Origin of the sequence: Acinetobacter sp. YH12249, assembly GCF_013417475.1 — a bacterium.
In the GTDB taxonomy this organism is placed as follows: domain Bacteria; phylum Pseudomonadota; class Gammaproteobacteria; order Pseudomonadales; family Moraxellaceae; genus Acinetobacter.
Map to the genome: position 1 here is coordinate 36758 of NZ_VPDX01000008.1, position 22567 is coordinate 59324.

Genomic DNA, 22567 nt, shown 5'->3' on the forward strand with positions numbered 1-22567 from the left:
TGAAACCAAACTAAAATTTCTCAAACAAGTTCATCACGTCATTTTCCGTCAGTTTCGCTTCGCCTTCATGATCTGTACTTAGAATAGAGTGTGCCAGTTCTGCTTTATTTTGCTGTAAGGCAAGAATTTTTTCTTCTATGCTTTTATTAGTAATCAGCTTATACACAAATACCGGCTTGTCCTGTCCAATCCGCCATGCACGATCTGAAGCTTGATCTTCAGCAGCAGGGTTCCACCATGGATCATAGTGAATGACCGTATCTGCGGCAGTTAGATTCAGACCAACCCCTCCTGCTTTCAGACTGATTAAAAATACCGGCACTTGTCCAGACTGAAATGCTGTAATGACTTCATCTCGCTTTTTGGTCTTTCCAGTCAGCTTCACATAGCCAATTTCTGCGTGATGGAGCTGTTGTTCAATCAGTTCCAACATTGAGGTAAACTGAGAGAAAATAAGAATTTTTCGTCCCTCTTCCACCATTGGAACAACCATATCCATCAACTGTTCAAGTTTGGCAGAATACGCCTGCCCGGTTTTAACTGAATCCAGTTTCAGCAAGCTAGGATGACAACAGACCTGACGCAGCTTCAGCAAGGCATCTAAAATTTGGATTTGACTACGCTTAAAGCCTTTTTCTGCCACAATTTTCTGAATATTTGCCTGCATCGTGGCGCGAACAGCCTCGTATAGCTTGGATTGCTGCTCATTCATGTCAATATTGACTTCAATCGTGGTTTTTTCAGGCAATTCCTTGGCAACGTCAGTTTTCAAGCGTCGTAAAATAAAGGGTTTAATGCGGTTTACCAACTTTTGCCTTAACTGCTGATCACCGCGCTTTTCAATCGGATGACGGTACTTTTTATTAAAAATTTCTTGTGAATATAAAAATCCTGGCATCAGGAAATAAAATAGTGCCCACAGCTCACCCAAATGATTTTCCATAGGTGTACCGGTTAGACATAGACGATGTCGCGCTGTTAATTGCCGTGCTACCTGTGCAGCTTTGGTACGCGGATTTTTAATATTCTGCGCTTCATCCAGAATGAGTTGATGATATTCATATTGCTTCAGTTGCTCTTCATCTCTCGCCAAGAGCGGGTAGGTGGTTAACACAATGTCATAGTGTGAAATCTGCTCAAAATACTGATGGCGGTCGGGGCCTTGTAGCAGCAGTACCTTGAGCTCAGGGGTAAATTTTTCCGCTTCTTTGAACCAGTTATGCATCAGCGATGTGGGTGCAACAATTAAGGCGGGTCTGTCCTGCAAATGACCAGCCTGCTTTTCCATGAGTAAGTGGGCTAAAGTTTGTGCTGTTTTACCCAAACCCATATCATCCGCCAGAATCCCGCCATGCTGGGTTTCCCTTAAAAACTGTAACCAGCCTAAGCCCTGCTGCTGGTATGGACGCAACTCCCCCTGAAAACCTTGTGGTGTCGGCAGTTGTTGCTGGTAGCCTTGTTTGAATTTCTGTACAAATTGCTGCAGCTGGTCACTGACCTGCCATGTCATCCCAAGATTATGCTGCAATTCTAATAATTGACTCGCATCATAGCGATCAATACTGCGCTCTTCTTGCTGTAAAATACTCTGCAGATGCAACAATACCGGCTTAATATCCCTAGCGGATAGAGCCAAATCAGGTTGATCAACTGCAGTTTTCAGGGTGAAAATTTGACTGTCATTCAGATGACCAAAAATCCGTGGATCAAGTAAATCAGGCTGTTCTTTCACCAAAGCCACAAGTGCATCGAGTAAATCATAGCTATTGCCTACACTGTCCTGAACGGTCGCCCCGATATTGAACCAGTCTTGTTGGCTTTCAGATTCAGTGATGGAAATATTTAAATTTTCAACATATTGCAGCTTAAATGGGCTGTGTTCCAGATGCTCTATCTGCCATCCAATCAATTCAATTTGATTGATGGGCATCAGCTGTTTGATCCAGTCTCCATAGAACGCAAAAACCATAGAATCAAGACGTTGTTTATCCAGTTTTAATTGCTGGTAATAATTAAGATCTTTCACCCACTTCAGTGATTCGACCAACAGCTGTAAACGCTGGATTGACTGTTGTTCCTGAACTAAATCCCGAAGCTGTCGCACCATTTTCCCATGCTGCTCACCAATAAAACTGTCACCTGATGTACCTGCTTTTATTCGCCCACCAGCATAGGAAAATTCAATTTCAGCACAAACAGACTCTTCCCATTTCCAATCAAATTTATCTAAAACACCGAAGCGTAAAATTGGCTGGGGACTTCCCTCAAGGACATCAATATGCTGAATAGACTCGGGCCGAGGCAGATTTTTCACGTCTGAATATTGATGAGTCAGTTTCTCAAACTCTGGCAAGAGCATAGATGGAAGATCAGGCATCTGTAAAAAATGGTACAGAAGATTTGCCGTATATTCACCATATAACTGGCCCACCGTGTTCTGTTGAATATCCACATAACATGGTGGATGGCTCGCGAGAATCTGAATATGTGGATTTGATTTCAAATCGAGTCGAATATCACCATTGACCAATTCAATGTTTAAATGCTCTGTCTGTTTGTTTACACCTTGTTGCCAGATCAGTTCGATGTGATAGCCTTGTTCTGACCATTGAAGTGCAGTATGGCTCTTTTTTTGCCAGTACACATCGCCACTTTGAATAAAAGATTTGAAATGCTCCAATAAAATTCTGGAGATATCAAGATTGCTTTGATAAAAGCGTTCGTCACTGTTTATTTTGGCATAATAATAAATCTGGTTAAATAATTGTCGTTTTTGTTCAGGTAAAGTCAGATGCTTTCTGGTGATATTTTCATATTGGGTATAATAACTTTCCCCCGCAATTGAGCCGTTTTTATTGCGTCTGGCCTTCTGAACATCAACTGTCAATTTCTTTAAGCTGACAGACTGATCTAGCAGGTAAATTAAATAATTGTTTGTTTTGACAGATTGCTCTGGTTCAGTCTGTTGTAAATACCGTTTAAAATCATTCAACCAGCGCTGCGCCTGATCATCCCCCCGTTGGCGTTTTGTGATTCCCTGCGGGGATTGAGAGTCAGCATAACGCTGCTGAAATTCCTGGCGATATTCCTGAAAGAATAACCGCGCTAAAGCAGCAGCATGTTTACAGTTATATCCAACCGGACAAGTGCAGTCGTCATCGATTAAACGGTCTTTTTGGGGATTATAGGTAATTGCGGTATCGTAATAATCTGTTCCTTCAATTTGGGCATACATCGTAACCCCGTCTTTTTCCTCAAAGAACTCAATCGTTTCCCTATCAATGTGTTTAGCATAGCTCAGACTGCGCTGAAGAGTTGCAGTACTAAAGCGAGATAGAAAATTGATCAATGAGGACATAATTACCAGAAACCAAAAATGTTTATACAATTATAACGGACAAAGCTGTCATTTCAGAACAGTACTGCTCGCCAACGTATCAAAAGGAAATAAATCCATGCTCAAAAACTTAATGTTTACTACAATGGATGGGGTGAATATTGGCTTTGGGGTACATTGGTCTCCTCAACCGCAATCACAGGTCGGCCATTAATCGCCTTTGAATACAGTGCAGAAGCGATCAGTAAAGGTTTAGAACTTTCCTCCACATCAAATGGATATCATGGGTGAGGCACTGAATATTCCTCGACAAGCTCTTGTGAAACTTAGTACTCAGGAAGCGAAACTTTGTGTCCAAGAAGTTGATGAAATTATTGGCTCGATTTGTAAGGTTACAATCTGATTCAGCAATATCGCTCATGACCTATTACCTGGACAAATTCAAGCAGAGACTCTCCAACTGATCCAAAATAGGATTGAGCATAATATTCATTTATTGCACTAAATAGCTTTCACAAAGCTTCTATGAAGGGCTTATTCTAACCGTTGTTTTATTACGGCATAAGCTACACCAGTCACCACACTTCCAATCGCAATCGCCAATAAATATTTTAATGGATAATTCATCGCATTCGGAATGATCAGTACCATTACACCGCCATGAGGAGTGACTAGTTCACATTTAAATAATGCAACCAAAGCCCCAGTTACAGCACCACCTGCGATCGCACATGGAAGCACTCGAATCGGGTCTTTGGCAGCAAACGGAATAGCCCCTTCCGAAATGAAACATAGGCCCAGAATTACAGCAGCCTTCCCTGCATCTTGCTCAGGTTTGGCAAATTTATGCTTTGCTAGAAAAGTTGCAATTGCCATACCCAATGGCGGTACCATACCCGCAGCCATGGTAATCGCCATCGGTCCGTATGTTTGTGACGTAAGTAAGCCCACCGTAAAGGCATAAGCCGCTTTGTTTATTGGGCCCCCAACATCAATATACATCATACTCCCAAGGATAACCCCCATGATCATGGCATTGGTCGTCCCCATATTGGCAAGGAAGTGTGTGAGTAATTCAAACAATTGTGCAACAGGCTGTCCAACCACATAAATCATGATTAAACCAACAGCTAAACTGGCCAATAGTGGAATAATCAATATTGGTTTTAATGCTTCTAGGCTACTCGGGAGTTTAAGCTGTTTCGATAAAAATAACGCAATATAACCTGCAATAAAACCTGCAACTAATCCACCGAGAAAGCCTGCCTCTAATTGTGTGGCAAGTAAACCGCCAATCAAACCTGGAGTTAAACCCGGACGATCCGCAATAGAATAAGCAATGTAACCTGCCAGCATAGGTACCATAAGAGTAAATGCTGCAGCATTTATTTGCTTTAAGGATGCGGCAAAGCTTCCTTCAACAGGATTGAGGCCAAACATAAACGAGATGGCAATGATCAAACCGCCCGCCACCACCATCGGCAGCATGAAAGACACCCCTGTTAAAAGGTGTTTATAAATTCCTGTTTTTTCTTTGTTTTCATTTCCTGTCTTAGTGGCTATTTGCTTACCCGTTTCAAGCACTTTGGCCTCAGCAATTGTATTTGCAAAAGTCTTATCCGTTTGCTTAAGGGCAAATCCTGTACTGCAGCGATATACACGTTTGCCTACAAAGCGATCTGTATTGACCTCAATATCCGTTGCTAAGATCACCACATCTGCTTTGGCAATACTTTCTGCCGATAAAATATTTTTAGCCCCAACCGATCCTTGGGTTTCAACATCAATCTGATAACCGTGCTTTACTGCACCTTGTTGTAAGGCTTCGGCCGCCATAAACGTATGCGCAACACCAGTTGGACATGCTGTAATGGCGACAAACCGTGTAACCCCTACATTTCAGTAAGTTTATTTCGCTACGGTTTGGACTATGTTCAAATGGCTATTCTACGTTTGATTGGTTTTGGAAAAAAAGAAGAATTTAAGAAAGTGCTAGCAATTTTAAGAAAGAAAAAGCCTGATAGGACAAGGATCCTATGAAATTTGTCGTGTACAGAGATCTGTGTTATAGCGTTTTAAAACATCAGACTGCCTATCAAAGAGATTATTTATTAGCCGAATAATCTCAAAACCTGATTGACTACCAAGACGGTATCTCAGGTCGCTGACTTCACATATATTAAAACTCATTCAGATTGGGTCTAAACCACATTTATTATTGATGTTTTTTCATGTGCAATTGTTGGCTGGAAAGTATCAACACGTAAGAATACAGATATGGTGCTTGATGCGCTGAGTTATGTATCGTCTTTTGAGCTTGAAGCAATGTACGATTATAAGATTAACCCGTTAGGTCAGGTGGCCTAACTTAAATAAAAAAGTCTCCGACAAACCCGGTACGGTTCAGTTTTTGCATAGACCCAAGTGTTAAATCATCATTACGATTCTTGCGTACCACACCATGGACACGTGAAAAAGTAGAAAGCTTATATTTGTACGTCTTACGCCAAAAGGCCAAACAGAAACCGTAGCCTCAGGCAACACCCCTCTCATCATAAAATTATACCAGTCAGTAAAACACTCTTAGATTAAGCATATGAATGTTGGTTATTATTGTTGATTATCACAATAAATTAGTGACCAAAAATCAAAGTACCCTACCCCACCTTAAATTACGTCACACAAAATTAAAACTCTATATAACTGTTATATATAGAGTTTATTAACATACCAATTATGTAATTTAGTGTATTTTATGTCGGTGACTCTTGCCAAGGTTGGGGTCGCGAGTTCGAGTCTCGTTTCCCGCTCCAGATTCAAAAAGCCCTGATCGAAAGATTGGGGCTTTTTTTATTGTCGTTCTCAATGACTAAATATTCTGACTAATCCTGCTTTTTTCTCAAATTAAAAAAATTTTCTTTAAATCTTGAATCTCTAGAACTCTGGTTCGATTTATCTTTTTAGGGAACTCCTGCTAAAAGGATTGCACTTCATACAGGTTTAAGCATCTAATTCATCCAAGCAATTAATGATAAAAAACCATAAAAAAAGCCCATTTGAGGGGAAATGGGCTTTTGTAAACATCAATATTAACGCTCTAATATGACAATCTGGTTAAATTTCATATCTATAGATTAAAATTTTTTGAGATCTCATTAGATTCCTAATAGCTGCTTACACCACGGAATTGAAATATCCCGAGTTAAAGGGGCTAAAGGCAGGTCTGGATGATTAAGATCAACCCATTGCATTTCCGCAAGTTCAGCCTGAACCTGAGGCTGACTTTTTAATTTAACCTGATACAAATAACTGACCAGCGAATGATTCAATTCGTTCGCAGCCACGGTTTCATATTTACCAATATAAGACAGTATTTCCATCTCACAGCCTGTTTCTTCCAGAACTTCTCTAGAGAGTGCCGCTTCAGGCAGTTCATTGGGTTCCAGCTTTCCACCCACATGCATAAAGAAATCGGTATCTTTTTTACGAACCAACAAAATCTGATTCTGTTCATTCAGAATGATAGCCGCAGCAATCGTAATCACTTTATTACTCATACCGATTCTACTACCTTTACGCTTTTATTCCATTTCGGTTCAGGCGCATGATAATGCTCCAAAGCATCCAAAACTTCCTCAATTGAACTTGAGGAAATCAAGGCATCGGTAAAACGTGACTGGGTAAATCCAGCCTCAGTCGTTTTCATCAAGAAATTCAGCAATTCATCATAAAATCCATGGATATTTAAAAATGCACAAGGCTTCTGATGAAGGCCCAACTGCCCCCAGGTCAACTGCTCAAAAATTTCTTCTAAAGTCCCCACCCCGCCCGGCAAAGCAATAAATGCATCCGCCAGATCAGACATTTTTGTTTTACGTTCATGCATATTTTTCACCACATGCAGCTCTGTTAACAGCGGATGGGCCAATTCTGCATCGACCAGATTTTGTGGAATTACTCCAATGACTGTTCCACCAGCATGTAATGCACTATCAGCCACAACACCCATCAGTCCAGCTCGGCCGCCACCATAAACCAGCGTGATTCCCCGTTTCGCAATAGACTCACCCAAAGCTTGCGCCTGTTCTTTAAAATTTTCGCTATTCCCCATAGCTGAACCACAAAAGACTGCAATAGATTTCATTTTTTATCCCCTCATCGATCAACATATTCTAACTGCATTAAAATAAAAAAATTGTCTTAAAAACAAGCAAAATAGCCATAATCGGCTAATTTATCGAAGCGCATGATTCAGAATAAATTCTCAATTCTACAGAAAAATACGGATAATTTTCAGTCAGACTTGTACGCATTGACTTACATCGATTCCGGTTCTTTACGGCTATCCCGAATAGTGGAATTTTCCTATGATACTTACATCAGGAACAGGAAGTTCCATATAACAATGACAATAGATAAGCACAAGGATTGTAAGGTACGACAGGAGTTATACCGAGCTAACCAATACGAAAAACCCCGGCAGGATGCCGGGGTTTTTTATTAATTTTTATTTAGTCAATCAGGCTGCCAATGACCTGAAATTTTATATTTGACTATTCTCTGAATGGTACTACTGATCTCGAATGGGTCAGACAGCAGGATTTGACAAATGCAAGCCAATCCACAAGGATAAGTGAATAAAAATAATCATGAGTAGAACAATATGTCCCATCCGCTTTCCAGCCTTGAATATCAACCTGATATTCTAGGTGAAGGTTATGAACAGGCCACTTTAGAATTCCCGCCAGATACTGAAGGTACAGTAGTTGCCACACTGATCCGCAAAAAGGCAGACCAGCCCACCCCTAAAGCTGTCCTTTATATTCACGGCTTTATTGATTATTTTTTCCAGACTGAAATGGCAGAGCGTTTTAATCAGCAAGGTTTTGATTTTTATGCACTGGATTTACGTAAATACGGCCGATCCTATCTGTCCCATCAGAAACTTTATAATGTCTATCATCTTTCAGAATATGATGCAGAAATCAGCCAGGCTCTTGAAATTATTGGACAGGAAGGCCATGACACGGTTTTACTCAGTGGCCATTCTACCGGCGGATTAATTACTACTTTGTATGCAGCACATCATCCAGATCATCCCTTAATTAAAGGCTTATGGCTCAATAGTCCTTTTTATGACTTTAATATGACGCCTTTTGAGAAAAAGTTTCTGGTGCCTCAATTAAGCCGTCTGGGAAAACGTTTTCCGGAAATGCTATTTCCTAGCCGCTTAAATCGTCATTATGTGCCTAGTCTGCATATTAGCTATCAGGGGGAATGGCATTTTGATCTGGAATGGAAAAAACCTAGCTATCACTGGGTGCGTCTGAGTTTTGTACATGCCATTCACGAAGCACAAAAAGAAATTCATCAGGGTGTACGTTTAAGTATTCCGACTTTGCTGATGCATGCCCACAAAACCACTTATCCCCTACGTTTTAATCGTAATACTCAAACCAGTGATGTGATTCTTCAGGTACGCGACATGATTGAACATGCGCAGAAAATCCAGGGCGATGTGAAACTCTGTTCGATTCAAAATGGGATACATGATCTGGTTCTTTCAGAAAAACCGGTCCGTGAGCAGGTCTATCAGCAGCTATTTCAATGGCTGGAAAATAAAGCCCTATAAGCCAGATGAATAAGATAGGTAGCAAGCTCTGCCTGTCTTATTTTTCAATAATTTTATTTATCTATTTCGCTTGGATATGAAATAAAAATATCAAGCTGATCAGTAATGCTTTTCACATACTAAAATCATGTCATTATAAAAATAAAATATTGAAATTTATAAAAATAATAAATTCCATTTTTATCCAAATGTTGCCTTTTGTAGCAAGCTTGTAAGTATTTATCCTGCGATTTTTTTCCCTCTCTATAGTAGAGCTGAGATGTTGAATCTGAGGGCTTTTGCAGAGCAGAAGTGGTTCGGCATTTATCAATAATAATCATATCAAGGAATAGAATTATGCGTTATGCAGATCCCAATACTGACGGTTCAAAAGTGCAATTTAAATCCCAATACGAAAACTTTATTGGCGGGAAATGGGTTCCACCCGTCAAAGGTGAATATTTTGATAATGTCTCGCCCGTAGATGGTAAAGCCTTTACCAAAGTTCCGCGCTCATCAGTGGAAGATATTGAACTGGCGCTGGATGCGGCTCATGCCGCCAAACAGCAATGGAATAACAGCTCCCCTACTACCCGTTCCAATATTTTATTAAAAATTGCCGACCGACTTGAAGAAAATCTTGAGTTACTAGCAGTTGCAGAGACTTGGGATAATGGCAAGCCGATCCGAGAAACCCTGGCAGCCGATATTCCTTTAGCCATTGACCATTTCCGCTATTTTGCCGGCTGCATTCGCGCCCAGGAAGGCGGAATTTCTGAAATTGATGAAGATACCATTGCCTACCATTTTCATGAGCCATTGGGCGTGGTCGGGCAGATCATTCCCTGGAACTTCCCGATTCTGATGGCTGCCTGGAAACTGGCACCTGCCCTTGCAGCCGGAAACTGTATTGTGCTGAAACCCGCTGAACAGACACCGGTGAGTATTTTGGTGCTGGTCGAACTGATTCAGGACCTGTTACCTGAAGGGGTGTTAAATATCGTAAATGGCTACGGCGTTGAAGTCGGCCGTCCACTGGCGACTAATCCACGCATTGCCAAGATTGCCTTTACCGGTTCTACCGCTGTGGGTCAGCTGATCATGCAATATGCCACCGAGAATATTATTCCAGTGACGCTGGAACTTGGAGGTAAATCTCCGAACCTGTTCTTTGCTGACATCATGGATCAGAAAGATGATTTCCTGGAAAAAGCCCTGGAAGGCTTTACCATGTTTGCTTTAAACCAAGGTGAAATCTGTACCTGTCCATCACGCGCCCTGATTCAAGAAAGTATTGCCGACCAATTCCTGGAACTTGCAGTAGAGCGAGTGAAAAAGATCAAGACTGGTCATCCCCTGGATACCGAGACCATGATCGGGGCTCAGGCTTCACAGGAACAGCAGGACAAGATTCTCGGCTGTATTGCAACTGGCCGTGAAGAAGGTGCAGAAATCTTGTTAGGCGGCAATGAACGTCAGGAAGTGGGACAAGGTTTTTATATCGAGCCAACGATTTTTAAAGGTTCCAATGACATGCGCACCTTTCAGGAAGAAATTTTTGGACCGGTATTGGCAGTGACGACTTTTAAAGACTTCGATGAAGCCATCAAAATTGCCAATGATACGATTTATGGACTCGGTGCCGGTGTCTGGTCACGTTCAGCACATACCTCTTACCGCGCTGGTCGCGCGATTCAGGCTGGTCGGGTCTGGACCAACTGCTATCACATCTACCCGGCTCATGCAGCCTTTGGGGGATATAAAAAATCCGGGATTGGCCGCGAAAACCATCGCATGATGCTGGATCATTATCAGCAAACTAAAAACCTGTTAGTGAGTTATTCAACCAAACCAGCAGGCTTCTTCTAAACTGATCTAAATTCGGGTGGACTTCGGTCCGCCTGATTCATTCATTATTTCAAACAGAATTTTAAACTGATTGGTAAAAATTTATAAAGAGAGTCATGAGGATATATTTGTATTTTTAAGGGCTGTATTAAACGAATAAATAAAACTGCATAAAAAATAAGAGATTATTTATAATTATGTTGATTTTAAATAAGTTTGTCATTTTTTATGCTTTCTGATCGTTTAAAAATCCAGCATAAAGCCTGTGCTTTCATTTAAAGTCGACTTTTCATGCTACGCAAGACTGTGTATAACAATGAACCTCTGAGGGAAAGCAATAAGCATAGGCAAAATTGCTTAAAAAGCGTTAGACTATGCAGTAATAATGTCATGATTCGGTCTGGTATAGATCAAAAAAGAAGGTGAAGGTTGATGCCGCTCAATACAGTTGAAGAGCTTGTAGCAGATATCCGTGCAGGAAAAATGGTTATCCTGATGGATGACGAAGACCGTGAGAATGAAGGCGATCTGGTGATTGCTGCGACCCACGTGCGTCCTGAAGACATCAACTTTATGATCACCCATGCGCGTGGTCTGGTTTGCCTGACTTTAAGCAAAGAGCGTTGCCAGCAGTTAAATCTACCCTTGATGGTGGATGCCAACGGCGCTCAGCACGGAACCAACTTCACCCTTTCAATTGAAGCAGCCAACGGCATTACTACTGGTATTTCTGCAGCTGAACGTGCGCACACCATTCAAACTGCGGTGGCTGCACATGCCAAACCAAGTGACATCGTACAACCTGGTCATATCTTCCCATTGATGGCACAGCCAGGTGGCGTATTGCACCGTGCTGGTCATACCGAAGCCGGTTGTGACTTGTCTCGTCTTGCGGGTCTTGAGCCAGCTTCTGTGATCTGCGAGATCATTAAAGAAGACGGCACCATGGCACGTCGTCCAGATCTAGAAATTTTCGCAGAAAAGCATGGTCTGAAAATTGGTACCATTGCTGATCTGATTCATTATCGCATGACCAATGAGCAGACGGTTGAACGTTTAGATCAGCAAACAATTGATACCGAATACGGTACCTTTGATCTCTATCGTTACCGTGAAATCGGCAACCCGGACATTCATTTAGCACTGGTGAAAGGCCAGCCTAAAGATGGCGTGACGACTGTACGTGTGCATGGCTTTAATCCGACGCGTGATCTATTAAAGCTGAACAAGCAAGATGGTGAACCGGCCTGGAATCTGGACCGTGCCTTAAAAGAAATTTCAAACAGTGATCGTGGTGTCCTAGTCTGGATTGGCCAACGCCATTTACAAGACTTAGGCCCTGCCCTAGATGCACTTACCACACCCAAAAATGTAAAATCCAATGCTGCACTTTCCCAGCAGTATCAGACCATTGGTGTCGGCGCACAAATTTTACGTGACCTCGGCGTGGAAAAAATGAAGCTGCTTAGCTCTCCATTACGTTTCAATGCCCTGTCCGGCTTTAACTTAGAAGTGGTGGAATACATCACCGCACAACAAACATCAGAGAAATAATCGAGGTTCCTATGGCAGTTCGCCGTATTGAAGGTATGTTGCATCTCGCGAACGAAGACCGTTATGCGATTTTAGTTGGTCGTTTTAATAGCTTTGTTGTTGAACATCTGTTAGAAGGTGCCATTGATACATTGAAACGCCATGGCGTATCAGAGGATAATATCACTGTTGTTCATGCACCTGGTGCCTGGGAACTTCCTGTGGTTGCGAAAAAACTGGCAGCTTCAGATCGTTTCGATGCCATCATCGCACTGGGCGCTGTGATTCGTGGCAGCACGCCTCACTTCGATTTTGTAGCTGGTGAATGTGCCAAAGGTCTGGGCGTAGTTGGCTTGGACACTGGCTTACCAGTGATTAATGGTGTATTGACTACGGATAGTATCGAACAGGCGATTGAACGCTCGGGTACAAAAGCAGGTAATAAAGGTAGTGAAGCTGCCTTGACTGCTATTGAAATGGTTAACTTGTTAAAGGCTATTTAACGCTATGTCGCAAACACTTCAAGCAACTTATGCAGCAAAACGTAAAGCACGTCGCTTTGCTGTACAAGGAATTTATGAATGGCAGATGAGCCACAATCCGGTGCATGAGATTGAAGCACGTACTCGTGTGGACAATGCCATGCACAAAGTGGATCTCAGCTATTATCATGAATTGTTGACTCAAGTGGTTGCCAATCATGAAGCATTGGATGCTTTGCTTATCCCTGTGCTGGATCGTGAACTTTCCGCACTTGATGGTGTAGAACTCGCTACACTTCGCCTAGGCGCCTATGAACTCAAAGAACATCTTGAGATTCCATACCGCGTGGTTCTGGATGAAGCAATTGAGTTAGCTAAACACTTTGGCGGTGCAGACAGCCATAAATACATCAATGGTGTATTGGACCGTTTAGCAACAACTTTACGTGCAGCAGAAAAACAGCAAGCCAACTAATCTAGTCGAATTGTTGTATGGCTGAGTTTTCGATTATCGATACCTATTTTAATCGTCAGAATAAAAATTCTGTCGATTTGGGTGTTGGCGATGACTCAGCCTTGCTCACCCCTCCTCCACAGCAACAACTGGTCATCTGTGCCGACACCCTCGTTGCTGGACGTCATTTTCCTTTAGACACCGATCCTCATGCGATTGGCTGGAAATCTGTCGCTGTTAATCTTTCTGATATTGCAGCCATGGGCGCGACCCCGCATAGCATTTTACTTGCCTTGAGCCTACCCCAAATTGATCATGACTGGCTAAAAGCTTTTAGTCAGGGTCTCTATGATTGCTGCGATCAATTTGGTGTGAGCTTAATCGGTGGTGATACCACCCAAAGCCCTCATTTGACCTTATCTGTGACTGCCCTTGGTTGGGTAGATACAGGACAAGCTGTGCCACGTTCAGGTGCCAAGCCTGGTGATCTGATTTGTGTATCCGGTACAGTGGGTGATGCTGCTTTTGCTTTAAATCATCTTGGTCATCCATTACAGAAACGTTTGGATTATCCAACCCCACGCTGTCAGTTGGGTACTGCCTTAAAAGGCCTAGCCAACAGTATGATTGATGTCTCGGATGGCCTCGCACAGGATCTGGGACATATTCTTAAGGCATCAGGTATAGGTGCAAAGCTAGCGCTTGAAAAATTGCCGCTCAGTCCTGCCCTGCAGGCATTAAATGATGAACAGCGTTGGCAATACGCACTCGCGGGTGGTGATGACTACGAATTATGCTTTACAATAAGCCCGCAAAACTATGAAAAATTATTGCAAAAACAGCTGGATGTTTCGATTAGTATAATTGGCTCCATTCAGCAGCAACACGGTTTAACTTTTGAAAAAAATGGCGTAGATCATTCACTTCAATTTAACGGGTACCAACATTTTGCATAAACCTGCGATCAATTTTAAAAGCATGTCATGGATCAACCGGCTCATTGTCTTTAGTGGGGTAGGATTTGGTTCTGGTCTGGCGCCTAAAGCGCCCGGAACTTTTGGTTCAGCTTTTGCACTTTTATTTGTACCCATCTGGCTCTACTTAGGTTTTGTAAATAGTCTTTTTGCCATTGTCATCATGTCCCTGGTTGGCATATATATCTGTGGCCAAACTGCCAAAGTCATGGGTGTGCATGATGATGGACGTATTGTCTGGGATGAGTTTGCAGGACAATCCATCACCTTTTTGCCACTGATCTATTTAGGTCAGATGAACTGGTTATGGCTACTCATTGGCTTTGCCCTGTTCCGATTATTTGATGTCTGGAAACCTTGGCCGATTCGAGTCATTGACCGTCAGGTTGGGGGTGGTTTTGGCATCATGCTGGATGACATTATCGCTGGCCTCTGGGCAGCACTTTGTATTTGGATTTATTTTTACTTTACGATGGCTTAAGCCATATCTAGGATTAGAACATGTCTACGACTGTGATTATTCTTGCTGCAGGTAAAGGAACCCGTATGCGTTCCAACTTACCGAAAGTATTACAACCGCTTGCAGGACGACCTTTACTCGGCCATGTGGTCGACACAGCAAAAAAACTCAATGCAGACAATATTATTACCATTTATGGTCATGGCGGTGAGCAGGTTCAGTCCGCATTTGCAGACCAGGATATCCAGTGGGTAGAACAGGCCGAACAGCTTGGTACCGGTCATGCCGTACAAATGACACTACCTGTTTTGCCTAAAGATGGTATTTCACTAATCCTGTCGGGTGATGTCCCTTGTATTAGCCAGCAGACGCTTCAGAATCTGCTCGATGCTACTCAAGAGCAAGGCATTGGCCTAGTAACATTAACGCTTGCAGATGCCAGTGGTTATGGTCGTATTGTACGTAAAGATGGTCAGATTCAAGCCATTGTTGAACATAAAGATGCTTCTGAAGAACAGCGCCAAATTAAAGAAATTAATACCGGTATTTATGCGGTCAGCAATACCAAGTTACATGAATGGCTACCAAAATTGTCTAATGATAATGCCCAAGGTGAATATTACCTGACTGATATCGTGGCAATGGCACTAGCAGATGGTATGAGTGTTGCATCTGTAGAACCTGAGCTAGCTTTTGAAGTGGAAGGCGTCAATGACCGTGTGCAACTGGCTGCTTTAGAGCGTCAGTTCCAAGCTTATCAAGCTAAACAGCTGATGCAGCAAGGTGTACATCTGATTGACCCAAGCCGTTTTGACTTACGTGGTCAACTCACTGTTGGTAAAGATGTGCGTATCGATATCAATGTCATTATCGAAGGTGATTGCGAACTCGGTGATAATGTTGAAATCGGTGCAGGCTGCGTAATTAAAAATACCAAGATTGCTGCGGGCACTAAAGTTCAGCCATATAGCATCTTTGATCATGCAATTGTGGGTGAACAAGCACAGATTGGACCATTTGCACGCTTGCGTCCAGGGGCAAAACTGGCAGCTGAAGTCCATATTGGCAACTTTGTTGAAGTCAAAAACTCAAGTATTGGTCTAGGTTCCAAAGCGAATCATTTCACTTACTTAGGTGATGCTGAAGTCGGTAGCGGTTCCAATATTGGTGCAGGGACGATTACCTGCAACTATGACGGCGCTAACAAATTTAAGACTATCATTGGGGATCATGCTTTTATTGGTTCTAACAGCTCTCTGGTTGCACCGGTCCAGATCGGTAATGGCGCGACAGTGGGAGCGGGTTCAACGATTACCCGTGATGTGGCAGAGAACAGTTTAGCGGTAGAACGTTCTAAGCAATTTGCCAAAGAAAACTATCATCGTCCGCAAAAAATCAAGAAATAAGAGGAAGTTAGTATGTGTGGTATCGTCGGTGGCATCGCGGAACGTAATATCAGCAATATCTTAATTGAAGGCCTAAAACGTCTTGAATACCGTGGTTATGACTCTGCGGGTCTGGCCTTAATCAATAATAGCCAGGTGCTCCGTGAACGTCGTGTGGGTAAAGTCGCGAACCTTGAACAAGCTGTAAATGAATCACAGATTAATGGTTCATTAGGCATCGCTCATACACGCTGGGCAACTCATGGTAAACCGACTGAAAACAATGCTCATCCCCATATTTCGGGTAATGTTGCTGTGGTTCATAACGGTATCATTGAAAACTACCAGGAGCTGAAAGATGATCTTGAAGCTTTAGGCTATGTATTCACTTCACAAACTGATACTGAAGTGGTTGCCCATCTGGTCAACGATGCACTGAAATCTACCCCTAGCCTGCTTGAAGCAGTACGTCAGGTCGTACCACAGCTGAAAGGTGCTTATGCGCTCGGGATCGTACATACAGATCATCCAGATGAACTGATTACCGTACGTGAAGGTTCACCACTGGTCATCGGTGTCGGTATTGGCGAGAACTTTATCAGTTCTGACCAATTGGCTTTATTACCGATCACGAATCGCTTTATCTATCTGGAAGAAGGTGATATTGCACGTCTGACCCGTACTACCATTGAGGTATTTGTGGATGGTCAACTGGTAGATCGCCCAGTCAAAGAACTGGATGCCACCGTGAGCAATGCCTCTAAGGGTGAATATAAGCACTATATGCTCAAAGAAATCTATGAGCAGCCTGAAGCGCTAAAACAGACTATTTCACAAGCCTTGAATGGCAATACCTTGCGTGAAGATTTTCTGGTAAATGCTGAACAGGATTTTTCAACAATCCAGCAAATCCAGATTATTGCCTGTGGTACCAGTTACCATGCCGGCATGATTGCCAAATACTGGTTTGAACAGCTGATTGATCTGCCTTGTCAGGTCGAGATTGCCAGTGAATTCCGCTACCGTACGCCAGTGATTGTCAATAATACACTCTATGTGTGTATTTCTCAGTCAGGTGAAACAGCCGATACCTTAGCTGCTCTGCGTGATACCCAAAAACGTGCTACATCAAAAGGTGTAAATATTACGACGATGACGATTTGTAATGTTGCAACTTCTTCAATGGTACGTGAAACAGATTACAGCCTGCTGACTTTAGCGGGTCCTGAAATTGGTGTGGCTTCGACCAAAGCCTTTACCACCCAGCTCGCAGCTTTGATGTTACTGGTACTGAAAATCGGTACAGTGAAAAATGCCATTTCAGCTGAACAGATGACTGAGATCACGACTGGACTATGGCATATGCCTAAGGTACTGCTAGATACTTTAAGTCATGATGATGAAATTCTGCGTCTCTCTGAACTCTTTGTAGAGAAACAGCATTGTTTGTTCCTAGGCCGTGGTACACACTTCCCGATCGCACTGGAAGGTGCACTAAAGTTGAAAGAAATTTCTTATATTCATGCAGAAGGTTATGCGGCGGGTGAGCTGAAGCACGGTCCATTGGCTTTAGTAGATAATGATATGCCAGTAGTAATTCTGGCACCGCAAGATGACATGCTGGATAAACTGAAATCCAATATGGAAGAAGTTCAGGCACGTGGTGGTGAATTATTTGTCTTCGCTGATGAAAATAGTGGCATTAAAGCCAAAGAGCGCCAGCATGTCGTGCATATTCCTGAAGTAAACGCTGTTTTAGCGCCAATTGTTTATTGTATTCCAGTACAGCTACTGTCTTACCATGTGGCAGTCCTGCGTGGTACTGATGTTGACCAGCCACGTAATCTGGCAAAATCAGTAACAGTTGAATAATTCATAAAATTAGCCTGTTATATGAGGATATTGACTACTCTCATATAACAGGTTAACTATATATTTCTTAAATTCTGAATAAATATTTTAATCTTTAATATCCATATAGAATTTGATTTAAATGAATTCTTAACTGCCCTATTTAAAGGGACTTCAATAAATTTATTTACATAGTATCCAATAAAAATACAGATCACATATAAAAATAAAGCAAAATTAAGATTCTGAAAAAAGTAATAGCTTATATATAACTTTGTTCCTATAACCAGTATGAATGGGTGACTCAGATAAATAGAATAAGACGTGTTCCCTAATCTATCTAAAATATTTACAAATTTATGATAGTGGTTTTTAAAAAAGCTTTCCAGACCAATCACACCAACCACACATAAAAAGGCTGGCACTCCTCTGTCCAAAGCACGACCAAATCCAGTTTCAAACACATTAAATATATTCTGAAAGAAAATAAATGCAGTTCCCAATAGAATCAGAATAATATTCAGCATAAAGTTTAAATTGCATTCTATATAAATGAGATATGCACAAATACCCAAGGCATACTCTAAAAGAATCACATTAAAAAAGAATACTTTATCTAAATTTAATACCAATATTCCTACAGCAGGTAAAAAAGTCAATACTGCTATTAATGCAATATAATTTATCTTATTTCTAAAAAAATAGAGAGATAAAGCAAAAATGATATAGAAATAAAAATCATAGCTTAGGGTCCAGCCATTTTGAACAAGGAACTTATGCTCCCCTGGAATTAATAAATAAGAAGCTATAATATTGGTATATCCACCACTCATATTAACGAGTTCAGGGTTATATAAAAAAATACAAAGAGCCACAGTGGTAAAGAACCAATACAGAGGCAATATTCTTTGCATACGGCCTTTTAAAAATTTTATAGGGGTTATATTCTTTTTAGCTGTCGTTAAACAGATAATAAACCCGGACATTACGAAGAAAATATCAACACCTGGCCCTCTAAATCGATACCATTCTAAGGACAGGATATTATACTGATGAACTTTATTTTCTATATGACTGAGCAAGACAAAACTTGCAGCAATAAATCTCAATATATTAATTGAATATAATTTATTATTAGACATATTTTTCGTCCTTATAATTTTTCTAATACAATACTTTATTTTTCAAATGAAACATTATTTTAATATTATGTAACCAGCTGAATGGTAAAAATCTTTATTTGGGTTAGAATATATTTTTCAATTGTACTCTTAAATAATAAATTATGAAAAAACTTTCTTGTTTCAAAGCTTATGATATTCGCGGCAAGTTAGGTATCGAATTAAATGAAGATATCGCCTACCGCATTGGTCGTGCCTATGGACAGATTTATCAACCCAAAACCGTTGTAGTTGGCTGTGATGTACGCCTTAGCAGTGAAGACTTAAAACAGGCGACCATTCGTGGTTTAAATGATGCAGGTGTCGATGTCCTCGATTTGGGTATGACCGGCACTGAAGAAGTTTACTTTGGTGCATTTCATCTGGATGTTCAGGGTGGCATTGAAATTACTGCCAGTCATAATCCGATGGATTATAACGGAATGAAACTGGTCCGTGAAAATGCTCGTCCAATTAGCGCAGATACCGGCCTTAAAGATATTCAGGCACTGGCTGAAAATAATGAATTCGCTGAAGTTACAAGTAAGGGTACGACAGAAAAATATAATATCCTGCCTGAATTTGTCGAGCACCTGATGAGTTATATTGATCCAGCAAAAATCCGACCAATGAAGCTGGTGGTGAATGCAGGTAATGGTGCAGCGGGTCACGTGATTGATGCAATTGAGATTAAATTTAAAGAACTCAATATTCCAGTCGAATTTATTAAGATTCATCATGAGGCGGATGGTAATTTCCCGAATGGTATTCCTAACCCGATTCTGATTGAAAATCGTGCCAGTACACGTGATGCGGTGATTCAACATTCAGCTGACATGGGTATTGCTTGGGACGGCGATTTTGACCGTTGCTTCCTGTTTGATGAAAAAGGGCAGTTTATTGAAGGCTATTATATTGTCGGTCTACTGGCACAGGCCTTCTTGCTAAAACAGGCTGGCGAAAAAATCGTGCATGATCCACGTCTGGTCTGGAATACTTTTGATGTTGTCGAACAATATCGAGGAACAGCAATTCAATCTAAATCAGGACATGCTTTTATCAAGGATGTCATGCGTGAGCACAACGCAGCCTATGGTGGTGAAATGAGTGCTCATCACTATTTCCGTGATTTTGCTTATTGTGATAGTGGCATGATTCCATGGCTGCTTGCCATCGCGGTTTTATCTGAAACCGGAAAATCACTATCTTCCCTAGTTGAAGAGATGATTGCCAAATTTCCTTGTTCGGGTGAAATCAACTTTAAAGTCGCAGATACTCAGGCGACGATCCAAAAAATCTTTGATCATTATGCCGACCAGCAACCAGAAATCGATCAGACAGATGGCGTTAGCCTGAACTTTGGGGCGTGGCGCTTTAATGTTCGTGCTTCCAATACTGAACCTTTACTACGCTTAAATATTGAAAGCCGTCGTGACCAGAACCCTCGTCCAATGCAGGCTTATGTAGATGAGCTCACCCAGTTAATTCAGGGATAATTTTAACTATTAGAAAAATCTTAAAAAGTCCCTTCAGATTAGACGAACTGTCCATTTTGAAGGGGGCTTTTTATTATGAATATTGAAAATATTGTTTGAGCAGATCTATATCGATATTTGCCTTCACTTTTCTGGCAAATAACATGCCTGATTGTTTCATCTTATCAAAATCAGACTCATCTAAAATTTTGGGATAATCTGGTCCTGACATCCAGTCGATATATCTTAATCCCCCTTCAGACACTTGTTCCTCATCTTCTGGATGGTAAATTCTTTCCTGAAAATATGAATTCTGAATAATGGTGTGAAAATATACTTCATCGGCACACAGTGATTTTCTAAAGGCCAAATCATAGTCTTTATTATTTTTTATAAAGTCTAAAATATATTGAACCGCCTGATAGCTTAATATAAACCATAAAGATCCTTTATATAGTTTTGGCAACCCTTCTATATTTTGAGTATAGAAACCAAGTCTATGTAAAAGAATAATTAGTTTGCATTTAATTTTCTCTGAAATTGATTTTTCTTTAATAAAAAAGAAATCTGGGTATAAATATTTAATCCGGCTTCTCGGATTTGCTTGAAGTTCATAACCGATATATTCCTGATTACTGCTTAAAAGATATTTTTCTATGCTTTCAATAGGCATTAATGGAATATCATCACCGGACAATAAAGAAAAATACTTATATTCAAATTGACTGGCATAATTTAAAAGTTTTAGAGTGGCCTCAATTTGAGTATAACCACCCCAATGCACATCCACTCTTTCTATCAAAAATTCTATTTGTGAGCTGCTTGGTAGCGATTTTTTTATATGATCAAGATCTGATTTTCTATCTACATGAATTAAAATTTTACTATGAGGACTTTTAATCAGCTCATTTACAAGATAAACAAGTGGATTAGTTAATTGATGACACATAATCCCATAAATAAAATTCATATTTTATTATCCATATCCATGGGGATTCTGCTTTTGCCATTTCCAGCTATCAGCTAGCATATCCTCCAAACCATACTGTGGTGCCCATCCTAATTCTTCTATTGCACGTTTATTATCTGCAAATGAAGTTGCCACATCACCTTCACGACGCGATACAAATTCAAATGCAATATTTATTCCATTTACTTGTTCAAAAGTATTTTTAACTTGAAGAACTGAACTTCCATTCCCTGTGCCAATATTCCAAGCTCTACATCCTTGAGATGTTAGTCGATTGTTTAATGCACATAAATGTGCATTAGCTAAATCAACCACATGAATATAATCACGTACTCCAGTCCCATCTACTGTGTTATAGTCATTACCAAAAATAGATAGTTTTTCACGACGACCTACAGCGACTTGAGTCACATAAGGCATTAGATTATTTGGAATCCCTCGTGGATCTTCTCCGATCTGGCCACTTTTATGTGCACCTACCGGATTAAAATAGCGCAATAAGGCAATTGACCAACGTGTGTCTGCAATTGCTAGTTTTTCTAGAATCTGTTCTACAATTAATTTAGTATACCCATAATTATTACTTGGCATACCTGTTGGCATTTCTTCATTTAACGGAGAAATATTGGCTTCGTCATAGACAGTTGCAGACGAGCTAAATACCAGTTTAAAAACCTGAGCTCGCTCCATCGCTTGCACCAGGCTAATTGAACCAGCAATATTATTATCAAAATAAGCTAATGGAATTTGTTGACTTTCACCAACTGCTTTTAAACCAGCAAAATGAATCACTGCATCAATTGGATTTTCCTGGAATATTCGATCCAGGATCTGACCGTCTCGAATATCACCTTCTACAAATTTCAGGCTTTTTTGAGCCAACTGCTGGACACGATTTAAAGACTCAACCGAGCTATTAGATAAATTATCCAATACCACGACATTATGCCCAGTATTTAATAGTTCCAAGCAGGTATGCGAACCAATATAACCTGCTCCACCCGTTACTAAAATTTTAGCCATATCT

Annotated in this window: 16 protein-coding genes and 5 pseudogenes; 14 read left to right on the forward strand and 7 right to left on the reverse strand. The window is 41.0% G+C overall.

Annotation, left to right across the window (positions count from 1 at the left end; genetic code table 11):
- Positions 1–10: 10 nt before the first annotated feature.
- Positions 11–3358, reverse strand: coding sequence for a DEAD/DEAH box helicase (locus FTV25_RS06555; protein ID WP_180002655.1), 3348 nt, complete (start codon positions 3356–3358; stop codon positions 11–13).
- Positions 3359–3605: 247 nt separating this feature from the next.
- On the opposite strand from FTV25_RS06555, the pseudogene FTV25_RS06560 reads away from it, so the two are divergent.
- Positions 3606–3842 (forward strand): annotated as a pseudogene (locus tag FTV25_RS06560) (hypothetical protein); the annotation flags it as partial.
- Positions 3843–3871: 29 nt separating this feature from the next.
- Here the strand turns inward: FTV25_RS06560 and FTV25_RS06565 are convergent.
- Positions 3872–5221, reverse strand: a pseudogene (locus tag FTV25_RS06565) (fructose-specific PTS transporter subunit EIIC); the annotation flags it as partial.
- A gap of 12 nt (positions 5222–5233) precedes the next feature.
- Here FTV25_RS06565 and FTV25_RS06570 point away from each other — a divergent pair.
- The 3 pseudogenes from FTV25_RS06570 to FTV25_RS06580 all read left to right on the forward strand — a co-directional run.
- Positions 5234–5377, forward strand: a pseudogene (locus FTV25_RS06570) (IS4 family transposase); the annotation flags it as partial.
- Between the two features lie 120 nt (positions 5378–5497).
- A pseudogene (locus FTV25_RS06575) lies at positions 5498–5632 on the forward strand (IS3 family transposase); the annotation flags it as partial.
- 113 nt (positions 5633–5745) lie between these two features.
- Positions 5746–5868, forward strand: a pseudogene (locus FTV25_RS06580) (VF530 family DNA-binding protein); the annotation flags it as partial.
- 624 nt (positions 5869–6492) lie between these two features.
- Here FTV25_RS06580 and FTV25_RS06585 read toward each other — a convergent pair.
- Complete coding sequence (locus FTV25_RS06585) at positions 6493–6894, reverse strand: NUDIX domain-containing protein (protein WP_034170792.1); 402 nt, start codon at positions 6892–6894, stop codon at positions 6493–6495.
- Complete coding sequence (locus tag FTV25_RS06590; RefSeq protein WP_159123826.1) at positions 6891–7481, reverse strand: TIGR00730 family Rossman fold protein; 591 nt, start codon at positions 7479–7481, stop codon at positions 6891–6893. Before FTV25_RS06590 ends, FTV25_RS06585 begins: the two co-directional genes overlap by 4 nt.
- Positions 7482–8000: 519 nt before the next feature.
- On the opposite strand from FTV25_RS06590, the gene FTV25_RS06595 reads away from it, so the two are divergent.
- The 9 genes from FTV25_RS06595 to glmS all read left to right on the forward strand — a co-directional run bounded on the left by FTV25_RS06595 (position 8001) and on the right by glmS (position 17956).
- Positions 8001–8969: an alpha/beta hydrolase gene (locus FTV25_RS06595; RefSeq protein WP_180002654.1), complete on the forward strand. Its 969-nt coding sequence runs from the start codon at positions 8001–8003 to the stop codon at positions 8967–8969.
- Between the two features lie 336 nt (positions 8970–9305).
- On the forward strand, positions 9306–10817 hold the full coding sequence (locus tag FTV25_RS06600) for an aldehyde dehydrogenase family protein (protein WP_166135102.1): 1512 nt from the start codon (positions 9306–9308) through the stop codon (positions 10815–10817).
- Between the two features lie 411 nt (positions 10818–11228).
- A complete protein-coding gene (ribBA, locus tag FTV25_RS06605) occupies positions 11229–12350 on the forward strand; it encodes a bifunctional 3,4-dihydroxy-2-butanone-4-phosphate synthase/GTP cyclohydrolase II (protein ID WP_180002653.1) in 1122 nt (373 codons plus the stop codon).
- An 11-nt stretch (positions 12351–12361) separates the two neighbouring features.
- Entirely contained in the window at positions 12362–12832 is a 471-nt protein-coding gene (gene ribE / locus FTV25_RS06610) for a 6,7-dimethyl-8-ribityllumazine synthase (protein WP_004280926.1), read from the forward strand.
- A gap of 4 nt (positions 12833–12836) precedes the next feature.
- On the forward strand, positions 12837–13286 hold the full coding sequence (nusB, locus tag FTV25_RS06615; protein ID WP_005233270.1) for a transcription antitermination factor NusB: 450 nt from the start codon (positions 12837–12839) through the stop codon (positions 13284–13286).
- A 17-nt stretch (positions 13287–13303) separates the two neighbouring features.
- A complete protein-coding gene (gene thiL / locus FTV25_RS06620; RefSeq protein ID WP_180002652.1) occupies positions 13304–14221 on the forward strand; it encodes a thiamine-phosphate kinase in 918 nt (305 codons plus the stop codon).
- Between the two features lie 22 nt (positions 14222–14243).
- Positions 14244–14720, forward strand: a complete 477-nt coding sequence (locus FTV25_RS06625) for a phosphatidylglycerophosphatase A (protein ID WP_051069698.1) — start codon at positions 14244–14246, stop codon at positions 14718–14720.
- Between the two features lie 20 nt (positions 14721–14740).
- Positions 14741–16105 (forward strand): bifunctional UDP-N-acetylglucosamine diphosphorylase/glucosamine-1-phosphate N-acetyltransferase GlmU, encoded by a 1365-nt coding sequence (gene glmU / locus FTV25_RS06630; RefSeq protein WP_180002651.1) that lies wholly within the window; start codon positions 14741–14743, stop codon positions 16103–16105.
- Between the two features lie 12 nt (positions 16106–16117).
- Positions 16118–17956 (forward strand): glutamine--fructose-6-phosphate transaminase (isomerizing), encoded by a 1839-nt coding sequence (glmS, locus tag FTV25_RS06635; RefSeq protein WP_180002650.1) that lies wholly within the window; start codon positions 16118–16120, stop codon positions 17954–17956.
- Positions 17957–18012: 56 nt separating this feature from the next.
- On the opposite strand, the gene FTV25_RS06640 is transcribed toward glmS, so the two are convergent.
- A complete protein-coding gene (locus tag FTV25_RS06640) occupies positions 18013–19077 on the reverse strand; it encodes an acyltransferase (RefSeq protein WP_180002649.1) in 1065 nt (354 codons plus the stop codon).
- 143 nt (positions 19078–19220) lie between these two features.
- On the opposite strand from FTV25_RS06640, the gene FTV25_RS06645 reads away from it, so the two are divergent.
- Positions 19221–20591: a phosphomannomutase CpsG gene (locus tag FTV25_RS06645; RefSeq protein ID WP_180002648.1), complete on the forward strand. Its 1371-nt coding sequence runs from the start codon at positions 19221–19223 to the stop codon at positions 20589–20591.
- 73 nt (positions 20592–20664) lie between these two features.
- On the opposite strand, the gene FTV25_RS06650 is transcribed toward FTV25_RS06645, so the two are convergent.
- Together FTV25_RS06650 and galE are read right to left on the reverse strand one after the other, a co-directional pair.
- Entirely contained in the window at positions 20665–21540 is an 876-nt protein-coding gene (locus FTV25_RS06650; protein WP_180002647.1) for a beta-1,6-N-acetylglucosaminyltransferase, read from the reverse strand.
- Positions 21541–21546: 6 nt separating this feature from the next.
- Positions 21547–22563, reverse strand: a complete 1017-nt coding sequence (gene galE / locus FTV25_RS06655; RefSeq protein WP_180002646.1) for a UDP-glucose 4-epimerase GalE — start codon at positions 22561–22563, stop codon at positions 21547–21549.
- Positions 22564–22567: the final 4 nt, after the last annotated feature.

Excerpts from the sequence above, each read along its gene's own strand:
- glmS (WP_180002650.1), top strand. The coding sequence starts at position 16,118 with ATGTGTGGTATCGTCGGTGGCATCGCGGAACGTAATATCAGCAATATC.
- FTV25_RS06590 (WP_159123826.1), bottom strand. The coding sequence starts at position 7,481 with ATGAAATCTATTGCAGTCTTTTGTGGTTCAGCTATGGGGAATAGCGAA.
- ribE (WP_004280926.1), top strand. The coding sequence starts at position 12,362 with ATGGCAGTTCGCCGTATTGAAGGTATGTTGCATCTCGCGAACGAAGAC.
- nusB (WP_005233270.1), top strand. The coding sequence starts at position 12,837 with ATGTCGCAAACACTTCAAGCAACTTATGCAGCAAAACGTAAAGCACGT.
- FTV25_RS06600 (WP_166135102.1), top strand. The coding sequence starts at position 9,306 with ATGCGTTATGCAGATCCCAATACTGACGGTTCAAAAGTGCAATTTAAA.
- ribBA (WP_180002653.1), top strand. The coding sequence starts at position 11,229 with ATGCCGCTCAATACAGTTGAAGAGCTTGTAGCAGATATCCGTGCAGGA.
- FTV25_RS06595 (WP_180002654.1), top strand. The coding sequence starts at position 8,001 with ATGTCCCATCCGCTTTCCAGCCTTGAATATCAACCTGATATTCTAGGT.
- glmU (WP_180002651.1), top strand. The coding sequence starts at position 14,741 with ATGTCTACGACTGTGATTATTCTTGCTGCAGGTAAAGGAACCCGTATG.
- FTV25_RS06555 (WP_180002655.1), bottom strand. The coding sequence starts at position 3,358 with ATGTCCTCATTGATCAATTTTCTATCTCGCTTTAGTACTGCAACTCTT.
- FTV25_RS06645 (WP_180002648.1), top strand. The coding sequence starts at position 19,221 with ATGAAAAAACTTTCTTGTTTCAAAGCTTATGATATTCGCGGCAAGTTA.
- FTV25_RS06585 (WP_034170792.1), bottom strand. The coding sequence starts at position 6,894 with ATGAGTAATAAAGTGATTACGATTGCTGCGGCTATCATTCTGAATGAA.
- FTV25_RS06625 (WP_051069698.1), top strand. The coding sequence starts at position 14,244 with ATGTCATGGATCAACCGGCTCATTGTCTTTAGTGGGGTAGGATTTGGT.
- FTV25_RS06650 (WP_180002647.1), bottom strand. The coding sequence starts at position 21,540 with ATGAATTTTATTTATGGGATTATGTGTCATCAATTAACTAATCCACTT.
- galE (WP_180002646.1), bottom strand. The coding sequence starts at position 22,563 with ATGGCTAAAATTTTAGTAACGGGTGGAGCAGGTTATATTGGTTCGCAT.
- FTV25_RS06640 (WP_180002649.1), bottom strand. The coding sequence starts at position 19,077 with ATGTCTAATAATAAATTATATTCAATTAATATATTGAGATTTATTGCT.
- thiL (WP_180002652.1), top strand. The coding sequence starts at position 13,304 with ATGGCTGAGTTTTCGATTATCGATACCTATTTTAATCGTCAGAATAAA.